The organism is Pseudomonas sp. CFII68 (assembly GCF_000416195.1).
GTDB lineage: Bacteria > Pseudomonadota > Gammaproteobacteria > Pseudomonadales > Pseudomonadaceae > Aquipseudomonas > Aquipseudomonas kilonensis.
Window position 1 is genome coordinate 1 of the sequence record NZ_ATLN01000046.1, and the last position, 25,885, is coordinate 25,885.

Genomic DNA, 25,885 nt, shown 5'->3' on the forward strand with positions numbered 1-25,885 from the left:
GTAGCCGTTACCGAAGAAACGGATATACACAAAAAAGAGAGCAAAAAAAAACGACGCTCTTCCCTCGCAAAGGAAAAGCGTCGTTTCTAGTAGTCACCTGGCGTTCAGCATTCCAGATAACCGAATATGGCGCAGCGGACGGGACTCGAACCCGCGACCCCCGGCGTGACAGGCCGGTATTCTAACCGACTGAACTACCGCTGCGCGTAACACGTTGAAAGTTTGGTGGGTGATGACGGGATCGAACCGCCGACATTCTGCTTGTAAGGCAGACGCTCTCCCAGCTGAGCTAATCACCCTTCACTTTCGATGCGGGGCGCATTCTCTCACAGTTTTTTGTAACGTGCTGATTTAATTAGCAAATTCAGCAAAAAAACATGAGCAACGCACACCGCAGGAACTGCAAACAGCAAAAAGCCCGCGTTAGCGGGCTTTCCGTGGTGACCTGGCGTTCAGTGTTCCAGGTTACCGAATATGGCGCAGCGGACGGGACTCGAACCCGCGACCCCCGGCGTGACAGGCCGGTATTCTAACCGACTGAACTACCGCTGCGCGTAACACGTTGAACGAATGGTGGGTGATGACGGGATCGAACCGCCGACATTCTGCTTGTAAGGCAGACGCTCTCCCAGCTGAGCTAATCACCCTTCGCTTTCGGTGTGGCGCGCATTCTACGGAGCACTCTTTAAGCTGGCAAGCACTTTTTAAATTAATTTTTTCAGGCCTTCCAAAGGCTTAGCGAAGGGTTGGCCTATGGCGCCGCGAAGAGAATAATGCCCCCCTTTGTATAAAGGAGAGACTCACCCCATGTGGTTCAAAAACCTGCTTATCTATCGCCTGACCCAAGATCTGCCTTTTGATGCCGAGGCGTTGGAAACTGCACTGGCCAGCAAACTGGCGCGTCCATGTGCAAGCCAGGAGTTGACCACTTACGGTTTCGTCGCGCCGTTTGGCAAAGGCGAAGACGCACCGCTGGTGCACATCAGCCAGGACTTCCTGCTGATCGCCGCGCGCAAGGAAGAACGCATCTTGCCAGGCAGCGTCGTGCGCGATGCCCTGAAGGAGAAGGTCGAAGAGATCGAAGCCGAGCAAATGCGCAAGGTCTATAAAAAGGAACGGGACCAGCTCAAGGATGAAATCATCCAGGCGTTCCTGCCCCGTGCGTTCATCCGTCGTTCGTCCACTTTCGCCGCCATCGCGCCGAAACAGGGCCTGATCCTGGTGAACTCGGCCAGCCCGAAACGCGCCGAAGACCTGCTGTCCACCCTGCGCGAAGTCATCGGCTCGCTGCCGGTACGCCCGCTGACGGTCAAGATGGCCCCGACCGCCACCATGACCGACTGGGTCAAGACCCAGAAAGCCGCAGACGATTTCTTCGTGCTGGATGAATGCGAACTGCGCGACACCCACGAAGACGGCGGCATCGTACGCTGCAAGCGCCAGGACCTGACCAGCGACGAAATCCAGCTGCACCTGAACACCGGCAAGGTGGTGACGCAACTGTCCCTGGCCTGGCAGGACAAGCTGTCCTTCGTGCTCGACGACAAGATGGTGGTCAAGCGCCTGAAGTTCGAAGACCTGCTGCAGGACCAGGCAGAGCAGGACGGTGGCGACGAAGCCCTCGGCCAACTGGACGCCAGCTTCACGCTGATGATGTTGACGTTCGGCGAGTTCCTGCCGGCGCTGGTTGAAGCGTTGGGCGGGGAAGAGATTCCGCAGGGGATCTAAAGACTGTTGATCTCTAGTGTGGGAGCGGGCTTGCTCGCGAAGACTGACTGACATTCAACGATGATGTTGACTGACACTCCGCTTTCGCGAGCAAGCCCGCTCCCACATTGGGTTTTGTGGTGTTCTTAATAATAAGGATCAGGCCATGCGCGCACTGGCTGCATTGAGCCGCTTTGTCGGCAACACCTTCGCTTACTGGGTACTGTTTTTCGCGGTACTGGCATTCCTGCAACCGCAGTGGTTCGTCGGCCTGAAAATCGCCATCGTGCCGCTGCTGGGCCTGGTGATGTTCGGCATGGGCCTGGCACTCAAGCTGGAAGACTTCGCCGAAGTGGCCCGTCACCCGGGACGCGTAGCCTTGGGCGTGGTTGCCCAATTCGTGATCATGCCCGGTACGGCGTGGCTGCTTTGCCAAGTGTTCAGTCTGCCGCCGGAGATCGCCGTCGGCGTGATCCTGGTGGGTTGCTGCCCGAGCGGCACATCGTCCAACGTCATGACCTGGCTGGCTCGCGGTGACCTGGCCCTGGCCGTGGCGATTTCCGCCCTCACGACCCTGCTTGCCCCTCTGCTGACCCCTGCACTGATCTGGCTGCTGGCCTCGGCCTGGTTGCCGGTGTCGTTCTCGGCGCTGTTCTGGTCGATCCTGCAAATCGTACTGGTGCCGATCGCATTGGGCATCGTTGCCCAACGCCTGTTGGGACCCAGGGTTCGCCATGCCATAGACGTGCTGCCGCTGATATCGGTGGTGAGCATCGTGATCATTGTGGCGGCGGTGGTAGCGGCCAGTCAGGCGAAAATCGCCGAATCCGGCCTGCTGATCATGGCCATTGTGATGCTGCACAACAGCTTCGGTTATCTGCTGGGGTACTTCACCGGGCGTTTGTTCGGCTTGCCGTTGGCCCAGCGCAAAACTCTGTCATTGGAGGTGGGCATGCAGAACTCCGGCCTGGGCGCGGCATTGGCGAGCGCGCACTTTTCGCCACTGGCGGCGGTGCCCAGCGCGCTGTTCAGCGTCTGGCACAACATTTCCGGCGCCCTGCTCTCGACTTACTTCCGGCGCATGAGCGAAAAACAGGACCGTGAGCTACTGGCCCGTCAAGCGGCAGATTGAAGGACAATCTTGACCGAATCGTCAGCATTGGGCACTCTTGCGCCCAATGCGGGGACGACCTCGCAACGCCATAGCGTTCATTATCCGGGGACGACCCCACACATCGATGAGGTGCGTGATGTCCTGGATCATTCTGTTTTTTGCCGGCCTGTTCGAAGTCGGCTGGGCTGTCGGCCTGAAATACACCGACGGCTTCAGCCGCCCTCTCCCCACTGCACTGACCATCGCCGCCATGGCGATCAGCCTCGGCCTGCTCGGCCTGGCGATGAAGGAACTGCCGCTGGGTACCGCCTACGCGATCTGGACCGGGGTCGGTGCCGTGGGCACGGTGATCGCCGGAATCATTTTGTTTGGTGAGTCGATGGCGCTGGTGCGCCTGGCCAGCGTGGCGTTGATCGTTGCAGGATTGATCGGGCTCAAGGTCAGCACCTGAATTTTCCTGCAAGAGCCAAACCTATGGGAGCAAGGTCTGTGGGATTAAACCTGTGGGAGCAAGGTCTGTGGGAGCAAACTTGTGGGAGCAAAGCTTGCTCGCGATGGCGTCCTTGCGATCGCTATCGCGGGCAAGCCTTGCTCCCACAGACCTTGCTCCCACAAGTTTAATCCCACAGAACTTGCTCCCCACAGGTTTTAACCCCATAGGGCTTGCTCCCATAAGCTTTTTGCTCCCACAGTTTTTCGTTCTAGCGGACAGTCCCACGCAACTCCCCCACCAACGCCTGCAACTTCGCCGGCTCAGCCACTTCCACCGCCACAGCCGAACCCGCCACCAGCGTCACCCGCGACCAGAACCGACGAAACAGCCCTTTGGCCGGGTCGCGACTGAAGAAGCTGCCCCACAACCCCTGCAACGCCAGGGGAATCACCGGCACCGGGGTTTCCTGGAGGATGCGGGTCAGTCCGCTCTTGAACTCATTGATCTCACCATCGCCAGTCAGTTTTCCTTCAGGGAAGATGCACACCAACTCACCGTCCTTCAGGTATTGGGCGATTCGCTTGAAGGCTTTTTCGTAGATGTGAATGTCTTCCTGGCGCCCGGCAATCGGGATCGTCCCGGCGGTGCGGAAGATGAAATTCAGCACCGGCAAGTTGTAGATCTTGTAGTACATCACGAAGCGAATCGGCCGACGCACCGCGCCGCCAATCAGCAAGGCATCGACGAAGGAAACGTGGTTACAGACCAACAGCGCAGCGCCTTCATCGGGTATCGCCTCCAGGTTGCGATGCTCCACGCGGTACATGGAATGACTCAGCAGCCAGATCATGAAACGCATGCTGAACTCGGGGACGATCTTGAAGATGTAGGCATTGACACCGATGTTCAGCAACGACACCACCAGGAACAGTTGTGGAATCGACAGTTTTGCCAGGCTCAGCAACACGATGGAGACGATGGCCGAGACCACCATGAACAACGCGTTGAGAATGTTGTTGGCGGCAATCACCCGCGCCCGCTCGTTCTCCACCGTGCGCGACTGGATCAAGGCGTACAGCGGCACGATGTAGAAACCACCAAAGATGCCCAGGCCCAGGATGTCGATCAACACCAGCCAGGCGTGACCGAAACCGAGCACTTCAAGCCAACCGTGACCCTCGACGCTGTCGGGGATTCCACCGGAATGCCACCACAGCAACAAACCGAATACGGTGAGCCCGAACGAGCCGAACGGCACCAGGCCGATCTCGACTTTGCGTCCGGAAAGCCTTTCACAGAGCATCGAACCCAAGGCGATCCCCACCGAGAACACCGTCAGGATCAAGGTCACCACGGTTTCGTCACCGTGCATCCACTCCTTGGCATAGGCGGGGATCTGCGTCAGGTAGATCGCACCGACGAACCAGAACCAGGAGTTGCCGACAATCGACCGGGACACTGCCGGGGTTTGCCCCAACCCCAGTTTCAGGGTGACCCAGGATTGGCTGAAGATGTTCCAGTTCAAACGCATTTGCGGCGAGGCCGCCGCCGCGCGCGGAATGCTGCGGCTGGCCAGGTAACCGAGCACGGCAACGCCGATGATCGCGGTGGACACCACGGGTGCGTATTGCGCCGAGGACATCATGATCCCGGCGCCGATGGTGCCGGCCAGGATCGCCAGGAAGGTGCCCATCTCCACCAGGCCGTTGCCGCCGACCAACTCCTCCTCACGCAAGGCCTGGGGCAGGATCGAATACTTCACTGGGCCGAACAGCGCCGAATGCGTGCCCATGGCGAACAGCGCCACCAGCATCAGCGACAAGTGATCGAACAGAAAACCTACTGCGCCGACTGCCATGATGGCGATTTCGCCGAGCTTGATCAGACGAATCAACGCGTCCTTGGCGAATTTTTCCCCGAACTGCCCTGCCAACGCCGAGAACAGAAAGAACGGCAGGATAAACAGCAGTGCGCAGAGGTTGACCCAGATCGAGCGGTCGCCCTCGATGGTCAATTTGTAGAGGATGGCGAGGATCAGCGACTGCTTGAAAATGTTGTCGTTGAACGCGCCCAAGGACTGCGTGATGAAGAACGGCAGGAAACGCCGCGTGCGAAGCAAGGTGAACTGCGAAGGGTGACTCATCTTCCATGTTCCTGAGTGGCGTGGACGCTTATTGGAATGAACGTTTTTTCGATCCAGGCCACACATTACCTGTCTTTAGCGATTATTTCGCCAGCCCTGCAATACAGGGCGACACAAACAACTCACCGTGCCAGGCGCCCTGCACCGTACGCCGCCCGACGATCAGCCACATCACCACCAGCATCGCCACCAGCACAGCCCCGAACACGCTGAAAAAAACCAGGCCCAGCAGGTCTGCAAGCTTCAGCGTGGTCAGCGCGTACACACCCAGGGGAAAGGTAAAGCCCCACCAACCGAGGTTGAAGGGAATGCCTGCACGCAGGTAGCGCGCGGTAATCAACAGCGCCATCAACATCCACCACAAACCCAACCCCCACAGCGTGATGCCGGCCACCAGCCCCAACCCGGCGGCGATTTCGCCTACGCCGGGCAGGCCATTGGCGGCAAAAATCAGCGGAGCGTCGTTGCCCAGCAGCAACATGCCCAGGGCGCCGGTGCCGATCGGGCCGAGGGCCAGCCAGCTCGAGGCGGCCATGTTTTCGTGAGGCAGTTTGTGCAGCGCCATGCGCAACAGCAAAATCGTCAGGATGCTGAACGCCACCGGCAGGGAAAAAGCCCAGAGTACGTAGCTGGTCACCAGCATGACCCATTGCCCATGAGCGTCGGCCAGATGCGGCGCCAACAGCCCGCCGCTGGCGGCTGCGACTTCGGCGGCCACCACAGGCAACAACCACACGGCGGTCATCTGATCGATCCGGTGTTCCTGGCGGGTGAACATCAAGAACGGGATCAGCACGCCACAGGCCAGCGACATGGCCACGTCGATCCACCATAACGCCTCAGCCACCGCCACCACGCCCTCCCCCCAGCGCGGCAGCCCAAAAACCAGAAAGCCGTTGATGATGGTCGCCAGCCCCATGGGGATGGTGCCGAAAAACATCGAGACTGTTGAATGGCCGAAAATCCGTCGCGCTTCGTCGAAGAACAGCACCCAACGGGCCGTGTACATGAGGGCGAACACCACGAACAACAGCGTGTTGAACAACCACAAGCCTTCGCCCAGGGCCCGCAGGCCGGGCATCGACGCCGGCCATTGCGCCAAGGCCAGCGCCAGCACGCCGGTGCCCATGACCACGGCAAACCAGTTAGGCGTGAATTGGCGAATGGCCTCCAGCGGCCTGGGCAAATGGCTCAATGGACGCAAGCGGTTTTTTGCAGCGCAGCATGTCATGGCGAACTCCTGTCCTCGGATGAGGTGGAGCCATGCTAGAGCCGGATCGAATATCTATATAACGGGTATTTTCTCTATATCTTATCGGTTTTACAGATAACTATCAGACACTGCCTTCGGTCTCGATCACCAGGATTCGCGCTTCGCCCAAGGGCCTGGCCACATGCTCGGTGCCCACCGATGCGTAGAAAATGTCCCCGGCCTCCAGCAAGGTCTCCTTTTCGACACCCTCTTCCCGGTAGCACATCCGCACTTGCCCATCGAGCACCACGAAGACTTCCTCGCCGTCATTGACGTGCCATTTGTACGGCTGATCGGTCCAGTGCAGGCGCGTGGTGATGCCGTTCATGTTGGCGATATCCAGCGCCGCCCAGGCGCGGTCCCCCGTGAAGGATTTGCTGCGAATGATTTTCAAGGGATCGTCCGGAAAAAGGCTGAGGCACCAAGACTAACCCACTGCCAGCAGCGCCTGCATGCTTGGTTTCAAGACCGCGCGCCATCGCTGACCGGTCTCATGGATTGACGCAACCCCAACAACGCGACGACACACAGCACAATCAACACCGCGCCATAGCCATCGGTGGTCGGGATCAATCCGAACACCCGCGTCAGGTTCCCCGCCAGCAGCGACGGCAGGCTGAAGGCCAGGTAACTGAGGACATAGAACGCCGACATCAAGCCGGCCCGTTCGTGGGGCAAGGCCAGCGGCATGATGCTGCGCAGCGCCCCCAGGAATCCTGCGCCAAAGCCGCCACCGGTGACCAGCGTGCCAATGAAGAACAATGGCAAGCTAGCGCCATGCACCGCTACCAGCACCCATGCCAGGCCAATCACCAGCAAGCTCGCGGACAGGCGCAACATTTTGTCTGCGCCTTGGTTGCGCAACAGGTAGATGGATAACGCGCCGCTGAGGGTCAGCGACGCCACCAGCGCGCCACCGATCAGATTGGAGGTCGATCCGGTGGCCGCCCGCACCAGGGACGGTGCCAGTGACAGGTAGAAACCGCCCACGGCCCAGGCCGCCAGGTCCAGTGGCAGGACCCGCCACAAAGCTTGCCGCGCCTGGGGCGGCACATGCAGGGTTGGCCGCAGGGACCGCCAGGCACCCGGTTGCGGGCTGACGCTTTCCGCCAGGCGCCAGAGGTAAACGGCCTGGGCCAGGAACAAGCCCAACAGCAGCCAGTACGTCAGTTGCAAGGGCAACGGCGCGAATTCAGCCAGTAGGCCACAGCCCAGCGCCCCGCATGCCATGCCCAACAGCGGCGCGACACTGGTGATCAGCGGGCCTTGGCGACGGTCGAAATCCAGCAAGGCTGCCCCCAGTACGCTGGTGGCCATGCCGGTGGCAAATCCCTGGATCAACCGAGCACTGATCAACCAGGCAACGCTGTCGGCACTGATGAACAGCAGCATCGCCAGCATGTTGAGCAACAATGCCGCGAAGATCACCGGTTTGCGGCCCAGGTAATCCGATAGCGAACCCACGGTCAGCAAGGCCGCCAACAGACTGAAGGCGTACACACCGAAAATCAGCGTCAGGACGGCCGGGGAAAACTGTAATTGTTCCTGATAGAGGTGATACAACGGCGTCGGCGCGCTGGACGCAGCGAGAAAACCGAGCAAGGTGAGCGCCAGGAATATCAGGCTGGCGCGGGTCGAAGCTGGACGGGACATGGGCACGCTCCACAGGAGTACTCGCAAAAGCTAATTTTTTGCTTTTGCGAAGTGTGCTACCGGCGTGCGCTTAAAGCAAATTCTTTGTGTTAAGGTCTGACGCATGGCTATCAAAGAAGGTTTACGCCCCGGCGGTCGAAGCGCCCGGGTCCAAGAGTCGATTCATTCGGCGGTCCGCGACCTGCTGCAAGAGCAGGACCGCGCGACCCTGACCGTGCCGCAAATCGCTGCGCGCGCCGGGGTGACGCCGTCCACCATCTACCGGCGCTGGGGCGATCTGCCCGCGCTACTGGCCGACGTCGCCATCGCGCGCATGCGCCCTGACGGCGAACCAGCCGACACCGGCAGTTTACGCGGCGACCTACGCGCCTGGGCTGAGCAATACCTGGACGAAATGAGCTCCGAGCCCGGTCGCAACATGATGCGCGACATCCAGGCCTGCGCCACGCCGGGGTATTGCGTGGGGATCCTCAGCCGTCAGTTGCAGATCATCCTGGATCGCTACCCCGATGAGCCCAATCCAGGCGTCGAGCGGCTGATCAATGTAGTGGTGGCGCCGACGGTGTTCCGCATTCTCTTTGCTAGCGCGCCGTTGGAGGTTGGGGAGTTGCATCGGTTGGTGGATATTGCGTTGGGTCAGTAAGACCGCCTTCGCGAGCAGGCTCGCTCCCACATTGGTTCTGTGGTGAATACAAATATTGTGTCCACCGGAGGTCCAATGTGGGAGCGGGCTTGCTCGCGAAGAGGCCCGAAAGAACACCCAATAACCTGAGCATTCCCCCCACCTGCGACACCCCACCACGCCTCGACCTTGGTCGACACTGACGAACCCGAGCGGGCATGCGAGACTGTCCTGCCGGGCTCAAGTCCCGGTGTCTTCGTCCGGGAGTTTCCATGTCGTTGTCCAGCGGGCTGATCGCCGTTGTCGCCCTGGCCTATATGGCCATCATGTTCGCCATCGCCTTCTACGGCGACCGGCGCAGCACACCGCTGCCGCCGCGGGTGCGGGCCTGGGTCTACAGCCTGTCGCTGGCGGTGTATTGCACCAGTTGGACGTTCTTTGGTGCCGTCGGCCAGGCGGCCGAACAGCTCTGGTCATTCCTGCCGATCTACCTCGGGCCAATCCTGCTGCTAGTGCTGGCGCCGTGGGTCCTGCAGAAAATGGTGATGATCAGCAAACAGGAGAACATCACCTCCATCGCCGACTTCATCGCCGCCCGCTACGGCAAGTCCCAATCCCTGGCAGTGGTGGTCGCGCTGATCTGCCTGGTCGGCGTGCTGCCGTACATCGCCTTGCAACTCAAGGGCATCGTGCTCGGGGTGAACCTGTTGATCGGTGCCGGCGCCGATGCCATGGGCACCCGCGCCCAGGACACCGCGCTGATCGTCTCGCTGATCCTGGCCTTGTTCACCATCGTATTCGGTACCCGCAACCTCGACGCCACCGAACACCACCGTGGCATGGTGCTGGCGATTGCCTTCGAATCCCTGGTCAAGCTGTTCGCCTTCCTGGCGGTCGGTGCGTTCGTGACATACGGCCTGTACGACGGCTTCGACGACCTGTTCAACCAGGCCATGCTCGCCCCACGCCTGGAGCAGTACTGGAAAGAAACCATCAACTGGCCATCCATGGTGGTGCAAACCGGGGTGGCGATGATGGCGATCATCTGCTTGCCGCGGCAGTTCCACGTGACCGTGGTGGAAAACATCGAACCCCAGGACCTGCGCCTGGCCAAGTGGGTATTCCCCGCCTACCTGGCCCTGGCCGCGTTGTTCGTGGTGCCCATCGCCCTCGCCGGGCAAATGATGCTGCCCAGCTCGGTACTGCCGGACTCGTTCGTTATCAGCCTGCCGCTGGCCCAGGCCCATCCGGCCCTGGCCGTGCTGGCGTTCATTGGCGGCGCCTCGGCGGCCACCGGCATGGTGATCGTCGCGAGTGTGGCGCTGTCCACCATGGTTTCCAACGACATGCTGTTGCCGTGGCTGTTGCGCCGCAACAACGCCGAACGGCCCTTCGAAGTGTTCCGCCAGTGGATGCTCTCGGTGCGGCGGGTGAGCATCGTCGTGATCCTGTTGCTGGCCTATGTCAGCTACCGGCTGTTGGGTTCGACGGCGAGCCTGGCGACCATCGGCCAGATCGCCTTCGCCGCCGTGACCCAACTGGCCCCGGCCATGCTCGGCGCGCTGTACTGGAAACAGGCCAACCGCCGCGGTGTGTTCGCCGGCCTCGCCACGGGGATCTTCCTGTGGTTCTACACTTTGGTGTTGCCGATTGCCGCCCACAGCCTGGGCTGGTCGCTCAGTAGCTTTCCGGGCCTGGCCTGGTTGCATGGCAATCCCTTTAACCTGCCGATTACCCCGCTGACCCAGGGGGTGGTGCTGTCCCTGGCCGGCAACTTCACGCTGTTTGCCTGGATCTCCGTGCTGTCGCGCACACGCGTTTCGGAACACTGGCAGGCCGGACGCTTCATCGGCCAGGAAATCAGCGCCCGCCCCAACCCGCGCTCAATGCTGGCGGTGCACATCGAAGACCTGTTGCAACTGGCCGCCCGTTTCGTCGGCGAGGAGCGGGCGCGGCAGAGCTTCATCCGTTTTGCCTACCGCCAGGGCAAAGGCTTCAACCCGACCCAGAACGCCGACAGCGAATGGATCGCCCACACCGAACGCCTGCTGGCCGGTGTACTCGGGGCCTCTTCGACCAGGGCTGTGGTAAAAGCCGCCATTGAAGGTCGGGAGATGCAGCTTGAAGACGTCGTCCGGATCGCAGACGAAGCGTCGGAAGTGCTGCAGTTCAACCGTGCGCTGTTGCAAGGCGCCATCGAGAACATCAGCCAGGGCATCAGCGTGGTCGACCAGTCCCTCAGGCTGGTGGCCTGGAACCGGCGCTACCTGGAGCTGTTCAAGTATCCGGACGGCTTGATCAGTGTCGGCCGGCCCATTGCCGATATCATCCGCTACAACGCCGAACGTGGCCTCTGCGGGCCGGGCGAAGCCGAAGTTCACGTCGCCCGACGCCTGCACTGGATGCGCCAGGGCCGCGCCCATACCTCTGAGCGGCTGTTCCCCAACGGCCGGGTGATCGAGCTGATCGGCAACCCGATGCCCGGTGGCGGTTTCGTCATGAGTTTCACTGACATCACCGCGTTCCGCGAGGCCGCACAAGCGCTGACCGAAGCCAACGAGGGGCTGGAGCAACGGGTGGCCGAACGCACTCGGGAATTGTCACAGCTGAACCTGGCCCTGACCGAAGCCAAGAGCACCGCCGAAGCGGCCTATCAATCCAAGACCCGGTTCCTGGCGGCAGTCAGCCACGACCTGATGCAACCGCTCAACGCCGCGCGGCTGTTCTCCGCCGCGCTGTCCCACCAGCACGAGGGTTTGCCGAGCGAGGCCCGGCAACTGGTGCAGCATCTGGACAGTTCGCTGCGTTCCGCTGAAGACCTGATCACCGACCTGCTGGACATCTCCCGTCTGGAAAACGGCAAGATCAACCCCGACCGCAAGCCATTCGTCCTCAACGAGTTGTTCGACACCTTGGGCGCCGAGTTCACGGCGCTGGCCCAGGAACAAGGCCTGAAATTCCGAATGCGCGGCTCACGGCTACGGGTGGACAGCGACATCAAGTTGTTGCGGCGGGTTTTGCAGAACTTCCTGACCAACGCTTTCCGCTACGCCAAGGGCCCGGTGCTGTTGGGGGTACGTCGGCGCAACGGCGAGTTGTGCCTGGAAGTCTGGGATCGTGGGCCGGGCATCGCCGAGGATAAGCTGCAGGTCATTTTCGAAGAGTTCAAGCGTCTGGACAGCCACCAGACCCGCGCCGAAAAAGGCCTGGGCCTGGGCCTGGCCATCGCCGACGGGCTGTGCCGTGTGCTGGGCCATACCTTGCGCGTGCGTTCCTGGCCGGGGCGCGGCAGCGTATTCAGCGTCAGCGTCCCCTTGGCCCATACACAAGCCGTCGTACCGAGCCCCGTGGTCGAACCCAACGGTCATTTGCCAAGCGGCGCGCTGGTGCTGTGCGTCGATAACGAAGACAGCATCCTGATCGGCATGAACAGCCTGCTGACGCGCTGGGGTTGCCAGGTGTGGACAGCACGCAACCGGGAAGAATGCGAGCGCTGGCTGGCCCAGGGCGGCCGACCGCAACTGGCGCTGGTGGATTTTCATCTGGACGACGGCGAGACCGGCACCGAACTGATGGCCTGGTTGCGCACGCGCATGGGGGAACCGGTGCCGGGGGTGGTGATCAGCGCGGACGGCCGACCTGAGATGATAGCCCAGGTGCATGCCGCAGGGCTGGATTACCTGGCCAAGCCGGTGAAACCGGCGGCGTTGCGGGCGTTGTTGAGTCGGCATTTGCCGTTGTAATGGGCAGAGGGACACGCTGTTCCACTGTGGCGATGGAAAATCTGTGGGAGCAAGGCTTGCCCGCGATGGCGGTCTCAAGGATGCCATCGCGAGCAAGCTTTGCTCCCACAAGATTCCATTGTGGGCAAGCTCTTGCTGGCCCGGGCGCCGAGTAGCTTGAGTTGTTCGCTGCGGCTGATCAGGTTGCCAAGCCGGTGAAGCCGGCGGCGTTGCGGGCGTTGTTGAGTCGGCATTTGCCGTTGTAATGGGCAGAGGGACACGCTGTTCCACTGTGGCGATGGAAAATCTGTGGGAGCAAGGCTTGCCCGCGATGGCGGTCTCAAGGATGCCATCGCGAGCAAGCTTTGCTCCCACAAGATTCCATTGTGGGCAAGCTCTTGCTGGCCCGGGCGCCGAGTAGCTTGAGTTGTTCGCTGCGGCTGATCAGGTTGCCAAGCCGGTGAAGCCGGCGGCGTTGCGGGCGTTGTTGAGTCGGCATTTGCCGTTGTAATGGGCAGAGGAACACGCTGTTCCCTGTGGCGATGGAAAATCTTGTGGGAGCAAGGCTTGCCCGCGATGGCGGTCTCAAGGATGCCATCGCGAGCAAGCTTTGCTCCCACAAGACTCCCTCGCCACAGGGTTCCGCTTCAGCCTTGGGTTCCGCTTCAGCCTTGGGTTCCGCTTCAGCCTTGGGTTCCGCTTCAGCCTTGGGTTCCGCTTCAGCCTTGGGTTCCGCTTCAGCCTTGGGTTCCGCTTCAGCCTTGGGTTCCGCTTCAGCCTTGGGTTCCGCTTCAGCCTTGGGTTCCGCTTCAGCCTTGGGTTCCGCTTCAGCCTTGGGTTCCGCTTCAGCCTTGGGTTCCGCTTCAGCCTTGGGTTCCGCTTCAGCCTTGGGTTCCGCTTCAGCCTTGGGTTCCGCTTCAGCCTTGGGTTCCGCTTCAGCCTTGGGTTCCGCTTCAGCCTTGGGTTCCGCTTCAGCCTTGGGTTCCGCTTCAGCCTTGGGTTCCGCTTCAGCCTTGGGTTCCGCTTCAGCCTTAGGATCTGCTTCAGCCCTGGGTTTTCTCGCTGGCTTCTTCCGGCAACTCAGGCAGCCCATCCGCATCGGTCATCGCCCGTTCGAGCAATTCGCTGGGCAAGCTCTTGCTGGCCCGGGCGCCGAGCAGCTTGAGCTGTTCGCTGCGGCTGATCAGGTTGCCGCGCCCTTCCGTCAGCTTGTTGCGCGCCGCGCTGTAGGCTTTGTCCAGCTGCTGCAAGCGACTGCCAATCTCGTCCAGGTCCTGGATGAACAAGACGAACTTGTCATACAGCCACCCGGCCCGCTCGGCGATTTCCCGGGCGTTCTGGCTCTGGCGTTCCTGCTTCAGGATCTGCTTCAGCCCTGGGTTTTCTCGCTGGCTTCTTCCGGCAACTCAGGCAGCCCATCCGCATCGGTCATCGCCCGTTCGAGCAATTCGCTGGGCAAGCTCTTGCTGGCCCGGGCGCCGAGCAGCTTGAGCTGTTCGCTGCGGCTGATCAGGTTGCCGCGCCCTTCCGTCAGCTTGTTGCGCGCCGCGCTGTAGGCTTTGTCCAGCTGCTGCAAGCGACTGCCAATCTCGTCCAGGTCCTGGATGAACAAGACGAACTTGTCATACAGCCACCCGGCCCGCTCGGCGATTTCCCGGGCGTTCTGGCTCTGGCGTTCCTGCTTCCACAAGCTGTCGATCACCCGTAGGGTCGCCAGCAATGTGGTCGGGCTGACGATCACGATATTGCGGTCGAAGGCTTCCTGGAACAGGTTCGGCTCGGCTTGCAGGGCGGCGGAAAACGCCGCTTCGATCGGCACGAACAACAACACGAAATCCAGGCTGTGCAAACCGTCCAGGCGTTTGTAGTCCTTGCCGGCCAAGCCTTTGACGTGGGCGCGCAACGACACCACATGTTGCTTGAGGGCGAGTTGGCCAATGGCGTCATCTTCGGCGGCCACATATTGCTGATAGGCCGTGAGGCTGACCTTGGAGTCGACCACCACCTGCTTGTCGCCAGGCAGATAAATCAACACGTCCGGCTGGAAACGCTCACCGTCCGGGCCCTTGAGGCTGACCTGGGTCTGATACTCGCGGCCCTTCTCCAGGCCGGCATGTTCAAGCACCCGTTCCAGAATCAGCTCACCCCAGTTGCCCTGGGTCTTCTGGCCCTTGAGCGCGCGGGTGAGGTTGGTTGCCTCGTCGCTCAAGCGCAGGTTCAGTTGCTGCAGGCGCTCCAGCTCCTTGCCTAGGGAGAAACGTTCCCGGGCCTCGGCCTGATAGCTTTCTTCGACGCGTTTTTCAAAGGACTGGATGCGCTCCTTCAGCGGATCGAGCAACTGACCCAGGCGCTGGTGGCTGGTCTCGGCGAAACGCTGCTCACGCTCATCGAAGATTTTTCCGGCAAGCTCGGCGAACTGTGCCCGCAACTCGTCGCGCGAACCTTGCAGATCATCCAGGCGTTGCTGATGGCTTTCCTGCTGCTCGCGCAGTTCGGCATGCAACGACGCCGCCTGGGCATCGAGCCGCCGCAGTTCCGCTTCCTTGTTGGCGCGCTCCAGGTTCCAGGCGTGGGCCGCATCCCGGGCATTGTCGCGCTCGATCTGCAATAACTCGACTTCACGACAGGCTGCGGCAAGCTCGGCTTGCTTGGCAGCGTTGGCCTGGCTCAGGTCGCTGATCTCGTCACGGCAGGCATCGAGCTGGGCATTGAGGCCGTCGTGGGCCATGTGCGCGGTGGCCAGGCGTTCTTCCAACAGGGCCTGCTCGGTCTGCGCAGCACCGGCCTGGCGTTGCAGGTGCCAGGCCAGCGCCAGCAACGGCACCGCAGCGCCTGCCAGGCCAAACAACAGGCTGGTCAAATCCATAGCCATGACAATTCCTGCCGATCAAATAAAGCCCGAAGGTTAACCAAGCGGCTGGGGGTTGCCCAGCGCGGTCTTCGTTTTCAGCCTTCGATTTCACCGAGGGCCCGGCGGGCTCGATCATCGCCGGCCCGCGCGGCCTGGCGCAGCAGGTCATGGCCGATGCGTCGATCCCGGGCGTTGCCGCATTCACGGCACATCAACTGCCCGAGGCGACTTTGCGCGGCCACCACGCCTTCACGGGCCGGTTGCTTGAGTAAACGGCCGGCCAAGTGCTTGACGCTGGGGCTGTCCCCCAGTCGCGGGCTGTCGAGCAACCACTCAGCCACCCGCATCGAAATACGCTTGGGTGGGGTAACACCAGGGGGTGTGGAGGTAACAGGATTTGATACTGAGCGAAACTTCATAAAACACTGTGGGGCAGATCGGAAGGCGCGCCACTCTACTCCTTTTTTCGCACGGGTAAAGCCGAAAAAAACCAGCACGCCCGTGCTAGAGCAAGCGCTTGGGACAATCCACAGAAGCTGTGGATAACTCAGTGGACAACCCACCCTGAACTCGCGCAAAGCCCTGTGGAACGGGGCCTGCGCTTAAACTGACGATTTTTTCACCAGCAAAAAAAAGCGATGTTTTTCATTGACTTAAATTTTGGATACAGGCACCCACCCCGGATTGTTTCGACATGACAGTACAGTGACAAGTGGTGTAGCGAGTGTGCACAAGTAACAGCCGAACTGGTTATAACGCTGCGATTTTTTGGCGCATCTGGCGGTAAAAACTGGGGATAAACCCGTGGCGAGGGAGCTTGCTCCCGCTGGGGCGCGAAGCGGCCCTGTTTTGGGGCTACTACGCAGCCCAGCGGGAACAAGCTCCCTCGCCACGAGAATATTACTAGGCTGTTCTCTTAACTAATCGGCATCAGGGTGAGGCCCTATTTGAATATTTTTTAACCAATGCCCTTCCCTTCACCCGTTCGATCCGTTACTATCCGCGGCGTTAGTACCAAGCTGAAAGTCAATTCCGGGTCGAACACATCTCCACGGTCAGCCATCCTTCAAAGGACGCCTCACCGAAAAAAAGAGACCGGCCCCCTCGATGGTTTCCAGGTAAACCTTGCGCCAACACAGCCTTTGATCGAATGCAAAGGGTGTTGCCAGGCTCATTACTCTGACCGAACCAACCTGCAAATTGATCAGGATCTTCACCCTGGGCCCAGAACCTTTGCCCTTGATGTGCTGCCTGCCCTCCTAAGTACCTACCTGCCAGCCCAAGCGCGCACTTCATATAGCGCTCAAACTGGCTGCTTTGTTCCAGTCGGGTTCTTCGTTCGACCAATGGTGGTCGACGTTACTGGAACGTTTTAACGTTGCACGGTTCTTAACCGTGTCATTTGTAGGAACACCCATAACATGTCTACTCAAATCCACGCACAGGATGCTATCCGCACCCTCACCAACGCTTTTGCCCCGATGAACTGCCTGATCATGGCCGCTCGCAAAGGCTGCTTCAGCTTCACCCTGGTCAACGAACACGGCATCGCCCGTCACAGCGAACGCCTGTACCCCGATCAGTACTCCAGCGCCGAACCGCTGCAGGCCGTGATCGAGCGTACCCGCCAGGCACTGGTTGCCTGACACGCCAGAAAGGCTGAAAACCCAAAAACCCCGCCTAGAAAGTGGGGTTTTTTATTGCCTGGAATTTCTCGCTCAAGCGAAACGGCGTAAGTACCAAGGGATATAACAGTTATAACCGTTCGTTGAAGATGTTTTAAAAACAGTCCTTTACAGCGCAAATATGACACTACACTTCAAGTCAAGCGGCATGATCCGCTTCCGGCGGGGCCTGGACCGATCCACCGCTGCCAAGCCCACACTCTTCAGGCCCCGCCCATTCACACTTCGAGGGTTTTATGGGTATCGCTGCCAGCGAACTGTGTCGATATGTGATCCGCCCGACGCTCCTCTACCTTGAGCGTCATAGCGCAACCGCGGAATCCTTGTTGCTGGGCATTGCCGCCAGCCAGTCCGCCCTCGGTTCGGCCCTGCATGATCGCCGCGGGCACGGCCTGTATCGCATTACCGAACCCCGACACCAGGCACTCTGGGATCATTACCTGGCGCTGGACCCGGAGCGTGCCAGCCTGGTACGCGGCCTGGCCAGCCAGCACGCCTTTCTCAGCGGCCCGCACCTGGAGTTGACCGTCAACCTGCGCTACGCCACCGCCATTGCCTGGCTGCTGGTGGAGGAACAGAACACCCCGCTTCCCGAAGCCGATGACCTGCTGGGCATGGCCCGCATCTGGCGACAGACCTTTCACCCCCAAGGGCGCCTGCGAGATTTCACCTGTGCCTGGCGAAGCTACGTCTCGCCACTGAACCAAGTCGCTTGCTGACGGGAAATTTGGAAACTTCCTACAACGGTCGCGAATTTGGTCTGATTGTCCTACAAAACCACTCTAAATCAAGCGATAAAGGCTATAGCGCTTGGCCGAAAATGTTGGTAATTTTCGCCCCGGTGATCACCAGGAGTTCTAACAATGAAAAAAATGATGCTCAAAACCACCCTTGGCCTTGCCGTTACCTTGGCATCCACTCAACTTTTCGCCAGTGGCTTTGCCTTGAACGAACAAAGCATCAGTGGCATGGGCACTGGTTTCGCAGGTCGTTCTTCCGCTGCCGATGACGCCAGCACCGTGTTTGGCAACCCTGCCGGCATGTCGCGCCTCAAGCGCCAGCAAGTCACCGGTGGCTTCGCCGCCATTGATGCCTCCACCGATATCGACGATGCCAGCGGCACCCAGTCCGGCACCAACAAGGGCGACATGGTCCCGCTTACCGGCGTTCCGATGGGTTATTACGTCAAGCCTATCGATGATCAGTGGGCGTTCGGCCTGGGTGTCTACGCACCGTTCGGCTTGATCACCGATTACGAAAATGGCTTCCAGGGCCGGAGCTTCGGCAGCAAGAGCGAAGTGAAAGTCGTCACGTTCCAACCAACCGTCAGCTATGCCTTCAACGACAAGGTATCGATCGGTTTCGGCCCAACCATCAACCGTATTTCCGGCTCCCTGGAATCGAAACTGGGCGTACCAGGCCTGCCCGAGGCGGGCGTGGAGATCAAGGGTGACGACATTGGCTACGGCTACAACATTGGCGTGCTGGTCCAGGCAACCGACACCACTCGTGTCGGCCTGACCTACCATTCCAAGGTCAAGTACAAGCTTGAAGGCCACACCGAAGTGAACCCAGGTGCAGGCACTCCTCCTCCCGCACTGAGTAGCGCACGCTACGACGCTTCGCTGGACATCACCACGCCTGAGTCGGTGGACTTTTCGGTCACCCAGCAAATCAATGATGCCTGGACCGTCTACGCCGGCAGCACCTGGACTCGCTGGAGCCGCCTGAAAGAAATTACCGTAAACAACGACGTAACGAGTGGTGGTGCCCTGAACCCGCCCCTCTTCGGCACCATCACCGAAGAGCAAAACTGGCACGACACCTGGGCCTACGCCATCGGTACCTCCTACCAGTTGAACAAGCAGTGGGTACTGCGTACCGGCCTGACCTTCGACCAGTCGCCGACCAACAACCAGGACCGCTCGCCACGCATTCCGACCGGCGACCGGACCATCTTCAGCCTCGGTGCCGGCTGGAGCCCGACAGAAGACCTGACCATCGACGTGGCTTATTCCTACCTCAAGGAAGAAAAAGTCAAAGTCGGCGGCAGCAATGCGCTCGGCCAATCCTACAACGCTGAATACGAAAACAGCGCCAACGGTTTCGGCGTCGGTGCAACCTACCGCTTCTGATGTTTCACGGCGTACCTGAACCACTCGCCACCTGAACCGAAAAAAAGCCCCGCACTCTGCAAAGAGGCGGGGCTTTTTCGTGGTCTGCGATCAGGGCTTGGAAGCAATGGCCGCTTCGACCGCCTTGATGAAATCGGGATCATCAGGCTTGATCCGGCTGGAAAAACTACCAACGACCTTACCCTGGCGGTCCACCACGTACTTGTAGAAATTCCATTTCGGCGCGCCGGATTGTTCAGCCAGGTGCTTGAACAACGGTATCGCATCCGCGCCGCGCACCGGTTGTGGTTCGGTCATGGTGAAGGTCACACCGTAATTGACGTAGCAGACCTTGGCGGTTTCAGCACCGTCCTTGGATTCCTGCTTGAAGTCATTGGACGGTACGCCCAGCACTTGCAGCCCTTGGTCCTTGTAGCGCTGGTTGAGCGCCTCGAGGCCTTTGAATTGCGGGGCGAACCCACAGAAGCTGGCAGTGTTGACCACCACCAGCGGCTTGCCGGCGAAGCGCTGGCACAAATCAATGGTTTCCTTGGCCCGCAGCTTGGGCAACGACCCCTCCAGCAACGGTGGGCAATCGGCGGCCCAGACTTGCCCGGTCACAGCCAGCAACAGGGCGGGAACAGCAAACCAGCGCATCAACATGTCGATTTTCCTTAAAAGCACGTCAGACCACGACGTTACTCGCAGCGTCCGATGCCGTCCATTGTTCAGCAGTTGCCCATGCCCAGTTGCATCAAGGCCAACCCGCCCTGATGCCAGCCCCACCAGGCGAACGCCAACAGCAGGCCGACGCCGGCAGCGATCAACCACGGGCCGATGCGGCTCATGCTGCACTGGCCTGGACTTGCAGACGCGCCACCGGACGTTCACGTACGGGCCAGTTCAACGCCGCCGCCAACAGGCTGAGCAGGATCGACACCTGCCAGATCAAGTCGTAGCTGCCGGTGCGGTCGTACACCACCCCGCCCAACCAACCACCGAGGAAAGAGCCCAACTGGTGGAACAGGAACACGATCCCACCCAACATCGAGAGATTTCGTACACCAAACAGAGTCGCCACGGTGCCGTTGGTCAACGGTACCGTCGACAGCCACAGCAAGCCCATCGCCATGCCGAACAAGTACGCTGTCGTGGTCGTCACCGGCAGCCACAGGAACAAGCCGATCACCACCGCCCGCAACAGGTACAACCCGGTCAACAGGCGCGGCTTGGACATGCGCCCGCCCAGCCAACCGGCGGTATAGGTGCCGAAGATATTGAACAACCCGACCAGGGCCAGCACGGTGGTGCCGACGCTGGCGGGCAGGTGCTGGTCTACCAGGTACGCCGGCAAATGCACACCAATGAACACCACTTGGAACCCGCAGACAAAAAAGCCCACCGCCAGCAGCCAGAACCCGGAGTGACTGCACGCCTCGCGCAAGGCTTCGCCCAGGGTTTGCTCATGGCCGGCGACCGGCAATGGCGCGTCCTTGAGCATGCTCACCAGCGGCACGATCAACGCCACCAGCAGCCCCAGCGCCAACAACGCCGCCGACCAACCGAGCCAGCCGATCAGTCCCAGCGTACCGGGCAGCATGGCGAACTGGCCGAAGGATCCGGCGGCACTGGCGATACCCATGCCCATGCTGCGTTTTTCCGGCGGCACGGCCCGTCCGACTACACCCAGAATCACCGAGAACGACGTGCCCGACAGGCCGATGCCAATCAAAAGACCCGCGCTCAACGACAAGGACCATGGCGAGTCGGCCATGCCCATAAACACCAGGCCGACGGCATAAAGAACACCGCCGATCAACACCACCTTCGCCGCACCGAAGCGGTCGGCCAGCGCACCGGTGAACGGCTGCGCCAGGCCCCAGATCAGGTTCTGCAAGGCAATGGCAAAGGCGAACACCTCGCGGCCCCAGCCAAACTCGCTACTCATGGGCGCCAGGAACAGGCCGAAGCCATGCCGCACGCCCAGGGACAACGCCAGGATCAGCGCGCTGCCCACCAGGACCCAACCACAGGTACGCCACATCGATGTCATTCTTATTCTCCGCTCGCGGGTATATACCCACTTATCATCGAACGAACCGGCTTCATGCCAGTTCATCCAGCAAGGCTAGCAAGGTCGCGCGCTTTTCCGCGCCCAGCTTATCGATCAGTTTCTGCTGCGCCGCTTCCCAGGCCGGCAACGCCGCCGCCAGCCGGGCCTGCCCCGTTTCAGTGAGCACGACAATGCGGTTGCGCAGGTCGTCACCCTCGGCCAGCGCCACCAGCCCCTCGCCTTCCAGAACCCGCAGGTTACGCCCCAGGGTGCTGCGGTCCAGGCCCATGGCCTCGGCCAGGGAAGAAATACTCGGCTGGTCCAGGCGCGCCAGGTTGCTCAGCAAAGAATACTGGGCGACGTTGATCCCGAAGCCGTCGAGGGCGCCGTCGTAATACCTGCTGACGCCACGGGCGGCACGACGCAGGTTGATGCACAAACATTGGGAAGGAAGCATGGTGCGTGTATATACCCGGGGTTGGCGGAATGCAAATTTAAATGAGGCGTTTCGGTCTTGCTCATTTAAGGATTGATTGAATCCGTGACGAGAGAGCTTGCTCCCGCTTGAGTGCGAAGCACTCATCAAAGAGGGGCTTGCTCGCGATAGCGGTGGGGCAGTTTGCAGTGATGTTGACTGTGCCGCCTTCGCGAGCAAGCTCGCTCGCTCCCACAGTTTTTCCGGGTCGTTCACAGAACTCGCAGCGCTGCGTCCTTCCCGTCATCCGTTCTTGCGCTTTAGCTCGCGGCCTCATGCGCATAGAAAAAAGCCATGATTATCAAAGGCTTTGGCCTAAAAGCCGTTCCGATACCCCTTGATGGACATTCACCACCTGTAATGTCTGACAGGTTTCAGGTGGCTTGAATCGAGATATAACGACCCCGTGCCTCCAGCCCTGCCTCAGGGCTTGAAGACGGGTCGTGTGAACCATGCCATCAAGAAGTAGGAAGATTCCGCCGCCCCCACGCCATCATTGATGATGAATGGGAGTTTCAGTCATGTACCACAGCACCGCGATTTCTGGACGTTCGTCGCCATATCAGGGCCCTCTCCATTCCACGGAGAGCAACCCACCCCAAGCGATTCGACTCACCAAACGTGAAAAGGAATTCCTGCAGTGGAGCGAAGCCGGCAAATCTTCCTGGGAGATTTCCATGATCGTCGATTGCAGCGAAGCCAACGTCAATTATCACTTCAATAACATCCGCCGAAAATTCGGCGTCAGTTCGCGGCATCTCGCGGGGAAGATTGCGCGGGAATGCGGCTTGATCTGAGCGTTCTGAAACCATCATCCGACAAAAGCGCACCGCCATGATCAGTTCGGACCTGGCCATGACGGTGGGATGGTGACGTTTGCTCTTTTTTATTGAACTCAGCTCAAACGGAGTATCTGCGCACGCCAACTAGCCAGATCGTTAGCACTTATATCGCTTTCCCGTTTACTGTTCATCATTTTATCTATTCTCTTTTGCAAAGCAGCTATCTTCGCTTGATTGGGGTTTGTCCTAGGCACATCTGGTATAGGTGCAACTTGCTTAGGCTGGATAGGCACCGGATCAGGTGCCGACCTCGATGCGTCTGGAAGAGGCATTGGCTTTCGTCGTGAATGATCGATGAATCCTGGAGGTCTGCGGTTTCTTGCGAGATCAGCAATACTGCCTGTTTCAAAATTTTGATTCCTGGGTCGGGCAATGTAGCGTCTTTCTTTTGGAAGCTCAGATATATAGCCGGTTTCAACAACTAGGCGGCTGGGCTGGCTGGTAGTCGACGGAAGAGCGCCACCGGACACCTCTGACACGTTGGCGGTACCGGATGCGACTCTAGTGTTTAATGCCTTAACCGGACTTTTGACCAATTGGGGAGGCACGTTGATTGGCGTCATAATCTTGGGGGGCGCGAATAGCCGACCTATCACATGCCCCGTCGGATCCGTAAAACTAATCGGATCCCCCAGGCAATAGGTGTAAGCATTCAGCCCCCCATCCCCAAACGGACTCCAACTGTCCGGGCTATGAAACCTCATCAACACCGGATTGAACGCCCGATAGCCCTTCCCCAGCAAGTACCAACCCGTTTGGGTTTCCCGCCGCTCGCCGTTGTAACCCAGGTGGCTGCTGACCGACGCTTCATCCACGCGATGGCCGTACGGCGTATAGACAAACTCCTGGGTTGCATCGCGATCGATTTCCCACAGCACGCTGTTCTTGTCATCACCGGCCAACAATAACGACTTTGGGTCAGCACCCGCCTGGTGCTCGGCGAGCACGACACCGTCTGCGCGTAGGAAACTGCTGCTGCTGGCACCTTTGACCAGGCTCGTCAATTCACCGCCCTGGTAAAAGCGCTGCTCTTTCCCACTCCCATCATCCAGGCCGGCCAGCGTGTCCAATGGGTCGTAGCTGTAGCCGGTATCCCCCCCTCCCGACGGATCACTGACGGAAACCAACCGACCGAGAGGGTCATATTCGAGCCTGCGGTTTTCTTCGTCGCGGATCAGATGGCCGTCGGCGTCATACTCGAGCACTATTTCGGGTGGGTAACCGGGGACTCCTGTATTGGTTATTCTGCGCAATTGCGTCGGGTCCTTCGGGTCGTCATAGATATAGACAGCCACATTGATACCTTCAGGAGACGTGGTATTCACTCGGATCAGATTGTCCAGCGCATCGAATCGGAACAGCTGACTGAGAATGACTTTACCGTAGGGGTCCACTGGCGGTTCGCTGCCTTCACAGGTGTAGAGCACCAAGCGCCCACGCGGGTCGTATTCGTAAGTTTCCTTGCGCAACAACGTCTCGCCTTTGGACAGGGTTCGCTCGATCAATGCATCAACGCTGTTATATACCTGGGTCAGTTGCTGCTCGACACCGTCAAGGTCGAAGTTACGCTGTATTTCACGCCCCAACCCGTCGTAATGCAGGCTGATTGTCACACCCTGCCCGCCGACGCGGTCCTGGGTGCTGACTGAACTGAGCTGCCCCAGGCTATCGAACGTAAAATCCGAAGAGAGCGTGTTACCAAGACGGGTTTGTTCGAGACGGTTCGCCTTGTCGTAGGTATACGACTGGGTCTGTTCCAGCACATCGGTATAGCTCAGTAAAAGACCCAATCGACTGTGCTGGTAGTGCATCGCATAAGTGTCTTCCCCTTGTACCCGCGTCTCGCTTTTCAGCTCGCCGGTCGTGAAATAATCACGGGAGAGCTCCAATCCGCCTTCCTTGCAACTGACAAGTCGAGCATTTTTACCGTCTCGTACATATTCAGCCGTGACGCCTCCTGGTAGGCTCCGCTGGCTGGGTTCTTCACCCAATTGAGGTTGATAGACATAATTGATCAGCTGATTGCTGGCGGTGGTCAGGGTCGCCGGTTGGGTTTGCCCCGAATCGTAGGTGAACGTTTGCTTGCGTCCCCCCGTAGTCGACTCGACCTTGCGTCCCAATCCATCGAAAACCTGCTGGCCCAATTCAATACCGTTGACACTTATTTCCGTCGGAAGGTCTTCCGAACTATGCAGTGCATAGCTGCGTCGAACCGTAGCACCACCGGGAAGAACAGTGGTCACCATACGGTCAAAGATATCGTAGGTGTACTTTGTAGTGGCATCGCGAGCGTCAGTTTCCTCGACAGTTCGCCCGAGCCCGTCATAACCATAACGGTGCCGACTAATCAGCGTTCCATCGGTCTCGAAGCGCTCCACATGATCGGGCTTCTCCAACAAGTTCAAGTAGGTCACCGTTTTACCGCTGACCTTCGCCTCAGTGTCGGTTCCTTCCCGCCAAGCGGTCTGGATAGGGCCTTGCCATAGCTCAGAACCAATCGGATTCGTCTCTTCGTAAACCTTGATCCCGTCCGGTCCGGTGACACTGCGCTGCGCCCCCCACCCGTCGTACTCGTAGGTGGAGGCCAACGCCGCCTGCTGCTCATCGCGCCAGTCGTATTGAGTTTCCTCGGTCAGGTCCCCAAACACGTCGTAACTCGCCGAATACGTCTGACGGAACTCTTCGGCACGCACAAGGTTATCGGCGTCCTGGCGTTCTGCATACACCGGACGGTTAAGCCCATCGACCCGTGTCCGGGTCTTCACGCCCTTGACGTCAGTGACCAATTGCTCGGCCCGCTGTCCATCCAGGGCGGTCAGTAGGTACGAATACTGACGCGTTGCTTCGAACTCCGGTTCGTCCGGCGCGACGGTTTCGGTCACGACGCGAGTCAGGGCGTCGTACGTGTAGCGAATTTTCACTTCATTGTCGTCGCGAGTCAGCAATGGCTGACCGTGAAGCAATGAGTCTTCACTGACGATCGTTTTTCGAACCTCGCCATCGGGCGCGTCATCGTAACCGATGAAGGTTTCAGTGGTTTCCAACACGGTTTCACCGGTCAACACGCTCGGCAGCGTCTTGTATTCATACAAGGTCGTACTGGTCGTGCCATTGAGCAGGGTTTGCTGGCTGGCCAGGCGGCCATGCAAGAACGCGTTCCCAATCAACTCGTGGTAAGTGCGCAAGGTCTGCTGCAAGGTGGTTTCGTTGGCGCCCTCC

The 25,885-nt window shown here is 59.7% G+C and carries 19 protein-coding genes, 4 tRNA genes and 3 pseudogenes; 9 read left to right on the forward strand and 17 right to left on the reverse strand.

Annotated features, from left to right (window positions below):
• Positions 1–127 precede the first annotated feature (127 nt).
• The 4 genes from CFII68_RS18440 to CFII68_RS18425 form a co-directional block, all read right to left on the reverse strand.
• A tRNA-Asp gene (locus tag CFII68_RS18440) sits at positions 128–204 on the reverse strand.
• A gap of 19 nt (positions 205–223) precedes the next feature.
• Positions 224–299 (reverse strand) — tRNA-Val (locus tag CFII68_RS18435).
• Between the two features lie 176 nt (positions 300–475).
• A tRNA-Asp gene (locus CFII68_RS18430) sits at positions 476–552 on the reverse strand.
• A gap of 19 nt (positions 553–571) precedes the next feature.
• Positions 572–647 (reverse strand) — tRNA-Val (locus CFII68_RS18425).
• Positions 648–807: 160 nt separating this feature from the next.
• Here CFII68_RS18425 and rdgC point away from each other — a divergent pair.
• The 3 genes from rdgC to sugE all read left to right on the forward strand — a co-directional run bounded on the left by rdgC (position 808) and on the right by sugE (position 3,272).
• Positions 808–1,728 carry a recombination-associated protein RdgC gene (gene rdgC / locus CFII68_RS18420; protein ID WP_003179064.1) on the forward strand — a complete coding sequence of 307 codons (921 nt, stop codon included), beginning with the start codon at positions 808–810 and terminating at the stop codon, positions 1,726–1,728.
• A gap of 145 nt (positions 1,729–1,873) precedes the next feature.
• Positions 1,874–2,839, forward strand: coding sequence for a bile acid:sodium symporter family protein (locus tag CFII68_RS18415; protein WP_018604296.1), 966 nt, complete (start codon positions 1,874–1,876; stop codon positions 2,837–2,839).
• A gap of 118 nt (positions 2,840–2,957) precedes the next feature.
• Positions 2,958–3,272 carry a quaternary ammonium compound efflux SMR transporter SugE gene (gene sugE, locus CFII68_RS18410; protein ID WP_014339708.1) on the forward strand — a complete coding sequence of 105 codons (315 nt, stop codon included), beginning with the start codon at positions 2,958–2,960 and terminating at the stop codon, positions 3,270–3,272.
• A gap of 250 nt (positions 3,273–3,522) precedes the next feature.
• Here the strand turns inward: sugE and CFII68_RS18405 are convergent, their stop codons facing one another.
• The 4 genes from CFII68_RS18405 to CFII68_RS18390 all read right to left on the reverse strand — a co-directional run bounded on the left by CFII68_RS18405 (position 3,523) and on the right by CFII68_RS18390 (position 8,302).
• Entirely contained in the window at positions 3,523–5,397 is a 1,875-nt protein-coding gene (locus tag CFII68_RS18405) for an MFS transporter (protein WP_018604297.1), read from the reverse strand.
• A gap of 82 nt (positions 5,398–5,479) precedes the next feature.
• Positions 5,480–6,628 (reverse strand): TDT family transporter, encoded by a 1,149-nt coding sequence (locus CFII68_RS18400; protein ID WP_018604298.1) that lies wholly within the window; start codon positions 6,626–6,628, stop codon positions 5,480–5,482.
• A 103-nt stretch (positions 6,629–6,731) separates the two neighbouring features.
• The gene (locus CFII68_RS18395; RefSeq protein WP_018604299.1) at positions 6,732–7,043 is read right to left on the reverse strand and encodes a cupin domain-containing protein; all 312 of its coding nucleotides are present in this window, start codon (positions 7,041–7,043) and stop codon (positions 6,732–6,734) included.
• A gap of 68 nt (positions 7,044–7,111) precedes the next feature.
• On the reverse strand, positions 7,112–8,302 hold the full coding sequence (locus CFII68_RS18390) for an MFS transporter (protein ID WP_018604300.1): 1,191 nt from the start codon (positions 8,300–8,302) through the stop codon (positions 7,112–7,114).
• Positions 8,303–8,405: 103 nt separating this feature from the next.
• Here CFII68_RS18390 and CFII68_RS18385 point away from each other — a divergent pair, with 103 nt between their 5' ends.
• Both CFII68_RS18385 and CFII68_RS18380 read left to right on the forward strand, forming a co-directional pair.
• Positions 8,406–8,945 carry a TetR/AcrR family transcriptional regulator gene (locus CFII68_RS18385; RefSeq protein WP_018604301.1) on the forward strand — a complete coding sequence of 180 codons (540 nt, stop codon included), beginning with the start codon at positions 8,406–8,408 and terminating at the stop codon, positions 8,943–8,945.
• 251 nt (positions 8,946–9,196) lie between these two features.
• Positions 9,197–12,667 (forward strand): PAS domain-containing hybrid sensor histidine kinase/response regulator, encoded by a 3,471-nt coding sequence (locus CFII68_RS18380; RefSeq protein ID WP_018604302.1) that lies wholly within the window; start codon positions 9,197–9,199, stop codon positions 12,665–12,667.
• A 74-nt stretch (positions 12,668–12,741) separates the two neighbouring features.
• Here CFII68_RS18380 and CFII68_RS28150 read toward each other — a convergent pair.
• The 5 genes and pseudogenes from CFII68_RS28150 to CFII68_RS0125900 form a co-directional block, all read right to left on the reverse strand.
• A pseudogene (locus tag CFII68_RS28150) lies at positions 12,742–12,855 on the reverse strand (hypothetical protein); the annotation flags it as partial.
• 131 nt (positions 12,856–12,986) lie between these two features.
• Positions 12,987–13,100: pseudogene (locus CFII68_RS28155) on the reverse strand (hypothetical protein); the annotation flags it as partial.
• Positions 13,101–13,689: 589 nt separating this feature from the next.
• Positions 13,690–14,004 (reverse strand): annotated as a pseudogene (gene rmuC / locus CFII68_RS18375) (DNA recombination protein RmuC); the annotation flags it as partial.
• An 11-nt stretch (positions 14,005–14,015) separates the two neighbouring features.
• Complete coding sequence (rmuC, locus tag CFII68_RS18370) at positions 14,016–15,404, reverse strand: DNA recombination protein RmuC (protein WP_162493988.1); 1,389 nt, start codon at positions 15,402–15,404, stop codon at positions 14,016–14,018.
• A gap of 188 nt (positions 15,405–15,592) precedes the next feature.
• Complete coding sequence (locus CFII68_RS0125900; RefSeq protein ID WP_024616481.1) at positions 15,593–15,916, reverse strand: sel1 repeat family protein; 324 nt, start codon at positions 15,914–15,916, stop codon at positions 15,593–15,595.
• Positions 15,917–16,918: 1,002 nt separating this feature from the next.
• On the opposite strand from CFII68_RS0125900, the gene CFII68_RS18365 reads away from it, so the two are divergent.
• The 3 genes from CFII68_RS18365 to CFII68_RS18355 all read left to right on the forward strand — a co-directional run bounded on the left by CFII68_RS18365 (position 16,919) and on the right by CFII68_RS18355 (position 19,317).
• The gene (locus CFII68_RS18365) at positions 16,919–17,143 is read left to right on the forward strand and encodes a hypothetical protein (RefSeq protein WP_003204606.1); all 225 of its coding nucleotides are present in this window, start codon (positions 16,919–16,921) and stop codon (positions 17,141–17,143) included.
• A 275-nt stretch (positions 17,144–17,418) separates the two neighbouring features.
• The gene (locus CFII68_RS18360) at positions 17,419–17,901 is read left to right on the forward strand and encodes a hypothetical protein (protein WP_018604307.1); all 483 of its coding nucleotides are present in this window, start codon (positions 17,419–17,421) and stop codon (positions 17,899–17,901) included.
• Positions 17,902–18,045: 144 nt separating this feature from the next.
• Complete coding sequence (locus tag CFII68_RS18355; protein WP_018604308.1) at positions 18,046–19,317, forward strand: OmpP1/FadL family transporter; 1,272 nt, start codon at positions 18,046–18,048, stop codon at positions 19,315–19,317.
• A 90-nt stretch (positions 19,318–19,407) separates the two neighbouring features.
• Here CFII68_RS18355 and CFII68_RS18350 read toward each other — a convergent pair whose 3' ends face one another.
• The 3 genes from CFII68_RS18350 to CFII68_RS18340 form a co-directional block, all read right to left on the reverse strand.
• Positions 19,408–19,959: a glutathione peroxidase gene (locus tag CFII68_RS18350; protein ID WP_018604309.1), complete on the reverse strand. Its 552-nt coding sequence runs from the start codon at positions 19,957–19,959 to the stop codon at positions 19,408–19,410.
• Between the two features lie 181 nt (positions 19,960–20,140).
• Entirely contained in the window at positions 20,141–21,349 is a 1,209-nt protein-coding gene (locus tag CFII68_RS18345; protein WP_033062554.1) for an MFS transporter, read from the reverse strand.
• Between the two features lie 52 nt (positions 21,350–21,401).
• Positions 21,402–21,806: a MarR family winged helix-turn-helix transcriptional regulator gene (locus tag CFII68_RS18340; RefSeq protein ID WP_003204618.1), complete on the reverse strand. Its 405-nt coding sequence runs from the start codon at positions 21,804–21,806 to the stop codon at positions 21,402–21,404.
• A gap of 539 nt (positions 21,807–22,345) precedes the next feature.
• Here CFII68_RS18340 and CFII68_RS18335 point away from each other — a divergent pair.
• On the forward strand, positions 22,346–22,621 hold the full coding sequence (locus CFII68_RS18335) for a LuxR family transcriptional regulator (RefSeq protein WP_018604312.1): 276 nt from the start codon (positions 22,346–22,348) through the stop codon (positions 22,619–22,621).
• Positions 22,622–22,719: 98 nt separating this feature from the next.
• Here CFII68_RS18335 and CFII68_RS18330 read toward each other — a convergent pair whose 3' ends face one another.
• Positions 22,720–25,863, reverse strand: coding sequence for an RHS repeat-associated core domain-containing protein (locus CFII68_RS18330; RefSeq protein WP_256211714.1), 3,144 nt, complete (start codon positions 25,861–25,863; stop codon positions 22,720–22,722).
• Positions 25,864–25,885: the final 22 nt, after the last annotated feature.

Coding starts and splice junctions, on each gene's coding strand:
- rdgC (WP_003179064.1), top strand. CDS start 808: ATGTGGTTCAAAAACCTGCTTATCTATCGCCTGACCCAAGATCTGCCT.
- CFII68_RS18415 (WP_018604296.1), top strand. CDS start 1,874: ATGCGCGCACTGGCTGCATTGAGCCGCTTTGTCGGCAACACCTTCGCT.
- sugE (WP_014339708.1), top strand. CDS start 2,958: ATGTCCTGGATCATTCTGTTTTTTGCCGGCCTGTTCGAAGTCGGCTGG.
- CFII68_RS18405 (WP_018604297.1), bottom strand. CDS start 5,397: ATGAGTCACCCTTCGCAGTTCACCTTGCTTCGCACGCGGCGTTTCCTG.
- CFII68_RS18400 (WP_018604298.1), bottom strand. CDS start 6,628: ATGACATGCTGCGCTGCAAAAAACCGCTTGCGTCCATTGAGCCATTTG.
- CFII68_RS18390 (WP_018604300.1), bottom strand. CDS start 8,302: ATGTCCCGTCCAGCTTCGACCCGCGCCAGCCTGATATTCCTGGCGCTC.
- CFII68_RS18385 (WP_018604301.1), top strand. CDS start 8,406: ATGGCTATCAAAGAAGGTTTACGCCCCGGCGGTCGAAGCGCCCGGGTC.
- CFII68_RS18380 (WP_018604302.1), top strand. CDS start 9,197: ATGTCGTTGTCCAGCGGGCTGATCGCCGTTGTCGCCCTGGCCTATATG.
- CFII68_RS0125900 (WP_024616481.1), bottom strand. CDS start 15,916: ATGAAGTTTCGCTCAGTATCAAATCCTGTTACCTCCACACCCCCTGGT.
- CFII68_RS18365 (WP_003204606.1), top strand. CDS start 16,919: ATGTCTACTCAAATCCACGCACAGGATGCTATCCGCACCCTCACCAAC.
- CFII68_RS18360 (WP_018604307.1), top strand. CDS start 17,419: ATGGGTATCGCTGCCAGCGAACTGTGTCGATATGTGATCCGCCCGACG.
- CFII68_RS18355 (WP_018604308.1), top strand. CDS start 18,046: ATGAAAAAAATGATGCTCAAAACCACCCTTGGCCTTGCCGTTACCTTG.
- CFII68_RS18350 (WP_018604309.1), bottom strand. CDS start 19,959: ATGTTGATGCGCTGGTTTGCTGTTCCCGCCCTGTTGCTGGCTGTGACC.
- CFII68_RS18345 (WP_033062554.1), bottom strand. CDS start 21,349: ATGACATCGATGTGGCGTACCTGTGGTTGGGTCCTGGTGGGCAGCGCG.
- CFII68_RS18340 (WP_003204618.1), bottom strand. CDS start 21,806: ATGCTTCCTTCCCAATGTTTGTGCATCAACCTGCGTCGTGCCGCCCGT.
- CFII68_RS18335 (WP_018604312.1), top strand. CDS start 22,346: ATGTACCACAGCACCGCGATTTCTGGACGTTCGTCGCCATATCAGGGC.